This is a genomic window from Kitasatospora phosalacinea (assembly GCF_000717185.1).
In the GTDB taxonomy this organism is placed as follows: Bacteria; Actinomycetota; Actinomycetes; order Streptomycetales; family Streptomycetaceae; genus Kitasatospora; species Kitasatospora phosalacinea_A.
This window is the reverse complement of the sequence record NZ_JNYE01000167.1, coordinates 1-7959: the sequence shown is the minus strand read 5'-3', so window position 1 is coordinate 7959 and position 7959 is coordinate 1. Positions and strand designations below refer to the sequence as shown.

Sequence of the window (7959 nt, the reverse complement as noted above, 5' to 3'; positions counted from 1 at the left end):
CCAGCTCTTCGGTCGTCACAACCCGAATGCTGGACACCCTCCCTGCATGCCCGGAGCAGAACCAGCAAAGCCAGCAGACTTCGGAACTACTCGTCTAGCCCGACGTTCCCCCACACCCCCTTCACGCCTCCCCCGCACCCCGGAGCCCCGTCCCGCACCCCGGGGCCCTCCCTTCCTGCCTCCCGCCGCCGGAGCGCCGCTCAGCTCACCTCCACCACCTTCCGCCCGCAGCGCAGGAACACCCGGCGGTGCGCCCCCGGCCGCGCCAGTTCGTGCGCGCCGAGCACGACGAGCAGCCGTTCGTCCGCCTCGCCGCGGCTCAGCGGGACCGTCCGCTGCGCGCCGTCGGTGTGTTCGACGACGAGCCTGAGGCCGCCCGCCTCGGCGACCCGGCGGACCTGGTTCAGGCTGGGCAGTTCGCCGCTGACCTTGACCAGCAGTTCGCCGAGCGTCGCCGCCCCGTGCGCGGCCGCGTCGACGGCGGGCAGCGGCCCGGCCTCGGAGTACCGGCGGGCCGAGAACCGCGCCCGGAAGGCGTCCCGCGCGGCGAGGGCGGCCTCCTCGCCGTGCACGGTGGCGGTGACGGCGGCGGCGAGCAGGGTCTTGACGGCCATCGGGTGGCGGCGGCCGTCGTCGACCTGGGCGAGCAGCAGCTCGACCTCCTCGTCGAGGAGTTCGGTGAGCGCCCGCAGGTACCCGGGGAGCAGCCGGTCGGCGCAGGACATCAGCCGGCCGAACATCTCCTCGGCGGGGAAGGAGAGCCCGACGTAGTTGTTCCGGGACTTGCTCATCTTGGCGCCGGTGCCGTCGGTGCCCTCGATCAGGCCGGTGGCGAGCACCACTTCGGGCCGCTGCCCGGCCGCGCCCATCACCCGGCGGCACATCTGCAGGTTGAGCAGCTGGTCGAGGCCGCCGAGTTCGACGTCGGCGGCGAGTTCGACCGAGTCCACCGCCATGACCACGGAGTAGACGAGTTCGGCGAGCGTGAGCCCGCTGCCCTCGGCGAGCCGGGTGCGGAAGTCCTCGCGCTGGAGGGCGGCGGAGGCGGGCAGTCCCGCCAGCACCTCCAGGAAGCGGGGCAGCGCCATCCGCTCCAGCCACTCGCTGTTGAACCGGAACTCGGCCCGTTCGAAGTCGAAGAACGGCCCGACCTGCTGCCGGTAGGTGGCCACGTTCCGCCGCACGTCCGCCGCGGTGAGCGGTGGGCGTTCGGCGCTGCGGCCGGACGGGTCGCCGATCCGGGCGGTGACGTCGCCGACCAGGAAGACCACCCGGTGGCCCATCCGCTGCAGTCGGCTGGCCAGGATCATCGGGACGGCGTGCCCGAGGTGCACCTCCGCGCCGGTCGGGTCGATGCCGAACTTGACCGTCAACGGCCGCCCCTCGGCGAGCAGTTCGGCCAGCGGGCGGACGCCGGGCAGCACCTGCGCGGCCCGGGCCCCGAGCAGTTCGGCCTGCCGCCCGGCCGGGAGGCCGGACAGGTCGGCGCCCCGGCGCTCCGCGAGCAGCCCGAGCAGCCGGGCCAGCTCCGGGCCCTCCCGCAACTCCCCCTCGTCCTCGATCAGTTCACGGAGCTGCACGGTGCTGCGGTCGAATGCGGTGGCGGTCACGGCCGTCCTCTCGGGGGGGGCGTCGGCGCACGGCGGCAGGGCGCGGCCGCGCGGCGCGAACGGGGGTACGGGGGTGCGGGGCTACGGGGGCCCGGGGGTTCGGAGGAGGCCGGACGGCAGGGGCTGCCGGCCGACCCGCTGAGGGGCGTCCGCCCACGACTCGCGGCAGGTGTCGACGACCGCACCGGCGCGCGGCGGCAGCGGACGTCGTCCCCGCACGGGAGCACGAGGGCACGTCAGCGGATCAGCACGTCAGCACGTCAGCGGGGTCGTCCGAGAAGGACCGGGAGGCTCGGCCGCCCGCGGAAAGGGGCAGGCCGGAGGGCGGTGTGCACCGCCTCTAATATCGCTTCACCACGCGAGCCTCCGGGGACAGGGGACGGCGGGAACGCGAGATGCGCCCGGCAGCGCCGTCGCCGCCCATGCTGCCCCACCCGCCCCACCCCGCGCACCTGGTTTTCCCTCCCTGCTCCCCCGCGGTTTCCCTCCCTCGCTCCCCCGCGTTTCTCCTCCCCCTCCCCCGCGGTTTTCCACCCGCCCGCCCCACGTGTGCGCCTTGGCAGCGACGGACCCGCCTGCGAAGGTGACGGAGTATCAGCCCACCATCCGCTTGTCCGACCGCCCGTCCTGGAGGTTCCGCATGACCGCACCCGTGCTGACGGTGGACCAGGTGGTCGACCGGATGACGCAACTGGCGGCCGAACTGCCGCCCGGGGACGGGGTCGCGGTGTTCAACGCGATGTACCTGACGGTCACCCGCCTGGTCCGCGACCACCTCGCCGCCGCGTACTTCGACGACCCCGCCGCCATGGCCGAGCTCGACGCGGTCTTCGCCGCCCGCTACCTGACCGCCGTCGACGAGGACCGCGCCGGACTCCGCCCGGACGCCTGCTGGCGCCCGCTGTTCGAGCTACGCGCCGCCCCGGACGTCCACCCGCTGCAGTTCGCCCTGGCCGGGATGAACGCCCACATCGAGAACGACCTCCCGCTCGCCGTCCTGGACACCTGCCGCCGCACCGGCCGCACCCCGGACCGGCTGCACGCCGACTACCTGCGCGTCAACGCGCTGCTCGCCCGGGTCGAGGCGCAGGTCCGCGAGTCGCTGCTCCCCGTCCCGCTCGGCGGCCCGCTGCTGCACGTCCTCTCGGTCTGGAGCATCGACCGCGCCCGCGACGCCGCCTGGGCCTCCGTCCTCGCCCTGTGGGAGCTGCGCCGCCTCCCGCCCGCCCGCGCCCTGGTCGCCGACGCCCTCTCCGGCTCGGTCGGCATGGTCAGCCGCGCCCTGCTCACCCCCCTCAGCCCGAACTGACGGACCCGTGCCCGATGATGGTCGTCCCGGCGCGCGGGCACCGGGACGAGCACGGGACGGGACGGCCATGCCGAAGCGCAAGAAGGACGACGGGCACCGCGAACCGGGCGCCGGGAACTTCGTGCAGGTGGTCCGGAGGCCGAGCATCGGCGTGGAGACGGGGACGGGCCGGGCCTGGGTGGGCATCGACCAGCAGGTGGGGCACGGCTCGGCGGACGCGCTGTTCGCGCTGACGGCCGAGCAGTACGCGGCGGTGCTGGCCGGGGAAGGGCTGGGCGGCTTCGAGGGCGAGTGCTGGCGGGGCGGGCACGACGACCTGCTGCTCTTCCACCCGGGCGGCAGGTCCTCGCGCCCGGAGCGGTGGCACCCGGCCCGGCCCCGGATGCTGCAGCCCCGCTTCGAGGGCGAACTCTGGTGGCACGTCGACGCACTGGGCGAACCGGACGGCAGCGACCGGGCCGCCGTCGCCCGCAGCCTGGCCCCCGGCGCCGACGGCGCGGTGTTCCACCTGGTCGGCGAGGGCGCCCACCCCCGGCCCGCCGCGCTGATCGGCGGCCTGGGCCCGGGCAGCGACCGCGCGCGGGCCCGGGCGGTGCTGGGCGAGCCGGTCGTGGCGGGCGGCGACGCGTACGCCGTCGAGGGCGACCTCGTGCGGCTCGGGTACGTCGACGGCGGCCTGGCCACGATCGCCCTGGAGCGCCCGGCCCCGCGGCCGCTGCCGGAGGGGCCGGTCCGGGCGCTGCTCGCCGCCCTCGACGCGCCCGAGGGCGGCGAGGCCTTCCGGGCGGTGGCCCGCCTGGCCGGCGGCGCGCACCGGCGCTGGGCGTCCTCGTCCGGGTTCTCCCGGCGGCTGCTCGCCTTCGACGGCGGCGGTGAGGTGCAGGTCGCGGACGGCCTGGTGCTGAGCGTCCGCCTGCCCGCGTCCGGCCTGCTCCCCGCTGCCCGCGCGGACGTCCACCGGGTGCTCGGCGCGCCGTCGACCACCTACGTGGGCACCGACCTGTACCGCTACGGCGACCGCGACCTGCTGGTGTCCTACGGTTCCGAGTTCGACTCCGCGCACCCGGGCGCGGCGCCTGTCTCGGTGACGGCGGTGCCGCGCGGGGTCAGCGTCTCGCACCACGTCAACCGGTGGCGCTCCGGCGAGTTCACGCTGTTCCTGGACGTCCTGGGCCTTCCGGAGCCGCACCCGCTGGTCGAGCACGTGCGCACCCTGCCCGGGGTGCGGCTGGCGCTCCGCGGCGGCCTGGTCTCCGAGGTGGTGATCGGCGACCGCGGCCACCGGGCCGAACGCCTCGCGGCCTTCGCCGACGGGCTGCCGGCCGAACCCGCCCGCGCGGACTTCCGCTTCGGACGGCCCGAGCACCGCGGTCGGCGCGACGACTCCTGGCAGTTCGAGCGGGGCTGGATCCACGTCCACTACGCCCTCCTCGGCCAGGTCGCCACCGTCACCGTCACCCAGGAACCCCCGCGCCTCCGCTGACCCGGCCCGGCCCGGCGCTGTCGTGGCGGGCCCGTACGCTCGGGCCGCATGAGCGTCTCCCTCTACTACGCCGCGTCCCGGGCCCTGCCACTGACGTCCGCCGAGGCGGCCGCGGTCGAACGCGTCGTCGCCGCCGCCCTGGCCTCCTTCCCGTACGAGGACGAGGAGTGCCTCCACCTGTACGGGGGTGCCGACGAGCCGGGCCGCCTGCTGGCCGGGTCGACCAAGATGCCGCTCGACCCGGAACGGGCCCTGCCGGTGCTCGTCCACGTGCTGGGCTCGGTCACGGAGCTGCGCCGCGCCCTGCCGGGGGCGGCGTGGCACGTGCACCTGGACGACCTGGACGTCCCGTGGGACGAGGACGGCGGCTACGCCCTGTAGCCCACGCCCCGTGGCGCACGCGCGGGGGCCGGGCGACTCCTCGCGGAGCGCCCGGCCCCTCGTTGCGCCTACCGGACCCGGTCGGCCAGACCCGGTCGGCCAGACCCAGGCGGTCGGACCCGGCCTGCCGGACCCGGCCTGCCGGACCCGGCCTGTCGAGCCCGGCCGGTCAGGCCCAGCTGGAGTGCAGCGGCTTGCCCTCGGCGTAGCCCGCCGCGCTCTGGACGCCGACGATCGCCTTGTCGTGGAACTCCTCCAGGCTCGCCGCGCCCGCGTAGGTGCAGGAGGAGCGGACGCCCGCGACGATCGAGTCGATCAGGTCCTCGACGCCGGGGCGGGCCGGGTCGATGAACATCCGCGAGGTGGAGATGCCCTCCTCGAACAGGCCCTTGCGGGCCCGGTCGTACGCGGACTCGTCGGAGGTGCGGTTGCGCACGGCGCGGGCCGAGGCCATGCCGAAGCTCTCCTTGTACTGGCGGCCGTCGGCGGTGGTCTGCAGGTCGCCGGGCGACTCCAGGGTGCCCGCGAACCAGGAGCCGACCATCACGTTGGAGGCGCCCGCGGCCAGCGCCATCGCCACGTCGCGCGGGTGGCGCACGCCGCCGTCGGCCCAGACGTGCTTGCCCAGGCGGCGGGCCTCGGCGGCGCACTCCAGGACGGCGGAGAACTGCGGGCGGCCGACGCCGGTCATCATCCGGGTGGTGCACATCGCGCCGGGGCCGACGCCGACCTTGAGGATGTCCGCGCCCGCCTCGACCAGGTCGCGCACGCCGTCCGCGGAGACCACGTTGCCCGCGACGACCGGCACCTGCGGGTCGAGGCCGCGCACCGCGCGCAGCGCGCTGATCATCGACTCCTGGTGGCCGTGCGCGGTGTCGACCACCAGCACGTCCGCCCCGGCCTCCAGCAGCGACTTGGCGCGGCCCGCCACGTCGCCGTTGATGCCGACGGTGGTGGCGATCCGCAGGTGGCCGTCGGCGTCGACGGCGGGGGTGTAGAGGGTGGCGCGCAGCGCGTTCTTGCGGGTCAGGAGGCCGACCAGGGTGCCGTCGGCGGCGACCACGGGGGCGAGCTTGCGGTGCGCCTCGTTGAGGCGGTCGAAGGCGGTGCGCGGGTCGATGCCCTCGTCCAGCAGTAGCAGGTCGCGCGACATCACCTCGGACAGGCTGGTGAACCGGTCCACGCCCTGGCAGTCGCCCTCGGTGACCACGCCGACCGGCTTGCCGCCCTCGACCACGACCAGCGCGCCGTGCGCCCGCTTGGGCAGCAGCGAGAGCGCGTCGGCGACGGTGTCGCCGGGGGCGAGGGTCAGCGCGGTGTCGTGCACCAGGTGACGCTGCTTGACCCAGCCGATCACCTCGGAGACGACCTCGATCGGGATGTCCTGCGGGATCGCCACCAGCCCGCCGCGGCGGGCCACCGTCTCGGCCATCCGGCGCCCGGCGATCGCGGTCATGTTCGCCACCACGAGCGGGATGGTGGTGCCGGTGCCGTCGTTCGAGGAGAGGTCGACGCCCTGCCGGGAGCCCACTGCGGAGCGGCTGGGGACCATGAAGACGTCGTCGTACGTGAGGTCGTACGCGGGCTTGAGGTCATTCAGGAAGCGCATGAAGGGGCTCTCTGGCTGGGGAGAAACGTTCCGGCGCGACGCGGTCGAGCCGCGCACACCCAACGTTCGATTCTCGTTGAATCCCCCGTTCCGAGCCAGCCCACGCCGGAATCCTGAAGATCACCACAACCGGGACCCCCGGATTCCGGAACCCTCCTGTGCAAACCTCCAAACCCCCGCCCGCCGCCGGTTCCGGGTGCGCCGCGGCCCCGGACGCGCCGCGGCCCCCTGCGGCGCGTGGTGCACCGAGGGGGCCGAGCGGCGGTTCCGCGTGGCGGGCGGCTTAGTAGCCGCGCCAGTGGGAGCCGTAGCCGCGGGCGGCGGCCATGTTGTCCATGCTGCCGTAGCGGGCGTCGCAGTAGCGCGAGCTGGCGACCAGGTTGTCGACGGGGTTGCGGATGTCCGTGTGGCCGGGCAGCGCGTACGCCTTGAAGGTCGGCATGATCATCTGGGTCAGGCCGATCGACGGGGTGCCCTTCTTGGCGTTCGAGTCCCAGTTGTTCTGGGCGCTCGGGTTGCCGGAGGACTCGGCGATCGCGGCGGCCCGCATCGCCTTCGCGGACGGGACGTGCTTGCCGTTGGCGGCCAGCACGTCGCGGGCCTCCTCGATCCAGCCGTCCAGGTTGTTCGCGTAGGTCTTCTTCGCCGGGGCGGCGGCCTGCTCGGCGGCCTGCTTCTCCTGCTCGGCCTTCGCCTGCTGGGCCTGCTGCTCGGCAGCCTGCTGCTGGGCCTGCTGCTCGGCGGCCTGCTTCTCCTGCTCGGCCTTCGCCTGGTCGGCGGCCTGCTGGTCGGCGGCCTGCCGGGCCTGGTCCTGCTGGGCCTGGTCCTGCTGACCCTGGTCCTGGGCCTGACCCTGGTCCTGCTGGACGGGCTGGCGATCCTCGCTGCGGGAGGCGGCCTGGTCGCCGTCGCGGTTGGCGTCCTGGGTGTCCGCGGCGACCGCGGCGGTGGCGGCGTGCTTGGGCGCGGGGTCGGCGATCGCCTGCGAGACGGGCAGCAGGGTGCCCACGGCGATGGCGCCGACCAGTCCGATGCCGAGGACGGCGTCGGGCATGCGGTGGTGGCCCATCCGCACCTGGGGAAGTCGGCCGAGGTTGTGCTTGATGCGTCGCATGTCGAGTACCTCCGAGAGTCGTTCCAGGTCACGCCGAGCCCGGGTGGACATGCGGGACCCCCGCTCGTTGCGGGTTCCTCGGCCCGGGACGGCCGGCCCGGCGGCTCGTGCTCACCGGGGACGCGTGCGCCGCGCTGGTCTCGCGGTCCGCTGCGCCGTGTCAGCCCCGTGAGCACTCGGAACGGCTCGGGGCACAACCACGAGACTGCCGGAGCCCCAACCACGCGGCAAACATTCGGAAAAGGCCCCTGCACAACTCCTCCACAACTCGGATTCCCTTGCGCCGCAAGGGAGTTCACCACCCCGAGCACCCCGTATTCCGACCCGGTTATGAAGAAGGTCACAGGGGCGCCCAACCTCCCCCCACCAGGGGGCCCTTGGGCCCGGACCCAGTGCTGCCAAGGCCTCCGGGCCCCCGACCGCCCTCCCCGCCCACCACCCCCGTGTGACCCC

At 74.8% G+C, this 7959-nt stretch carries 6 protein-coding genes; 3 read left to right on the top strand and 3 right to left on the bottom strand.

Features of this window, described 5'->3' with window-relative positions; genetic code table 11:
* Positions 1-200 precede the first annotated feature (200 nt).
* On the bottom strand, positions 201-1610 hold the full coding sequence (gene tyrS, locus OO57_RS36700) for a tyrosine--tRNA ligase (RefSeq protein WP_033257175.1): 1410 nt from the start codon (positions 1608-1610) through the stop codon (positions 201-203).
* A gap of 640 nt (positions 1611-2250) precedes the next feature.
* Between tyrS and OO57_RS36695 the strand changes: the two genes are divergently transcribed.
* The 3 genes from OO57_RS36695 (at position 2251) to OO57_RS36685 (ending at position 4783) form a co-directional block, all read left to right on the top strand.
* On the top strand, positions 2251-2919 hold the full coding sequence (locus tag OO57_RS36695) for a DUF5995 family protein (RefSeq protein WP_033257173.1): 669 nt from the start codon (positions 2251-2253) through the stop codon (positions 2917-2919).
* Positions 2920-2986: 67 nt separating this feature from the next.
* Positions 2987-4402, top strand: a complete 1416-nt coding sequence (locus tag OO57_RS36690; protein WP_033257172.1) for a hypothetical protein — start codon at positions 2987-2989, stop codon at positions 4400-4402.
* 48 nt (positions 4403-4450) lie between these two features.
* On the top strand, positions 4451-4783 hold the full coding sequence (locus tag OO57_RS36685; protein WP_033257171.1) for a hypothetical protein: 333 nt from the start codon (positions 4451-4453) through the stop codon (positions 4781-4783).
* Between the two features lie 169 nt (positions 4784-4952).
* Here the strand turns inward: OO57_RS36685 and OO57_RS36680 are convergent, their stop codons facing one another.
* Together OO57_RS36680 and OO57_RS40180 are read right to left on the bottom strand one after the other, a co-directional pair.
* On the bottom strand, positions 4953-6392 hold the full coding sequence (locus OO57_RS36680; protein WP_033257170.1) for a GuaB1 family IMP dehydrogenase-related protein: 1440 nt from the start codon (positions 6390-6392) through the stop codon (positions 4953-4955).
* 283 nt (positions 6393-6675) lie between these two features.
* Entirely contained in the window at positions 6676-7506 is an 831-nt protein-coding gene (locus OO57_RS40180) for a transglycosylase SLT domain-containing protein (RefSeq protein ID WP_051778721.1), read from the bottom strand.
* Positions 7507-7959 lie beyond the last annotated feature (453 nt).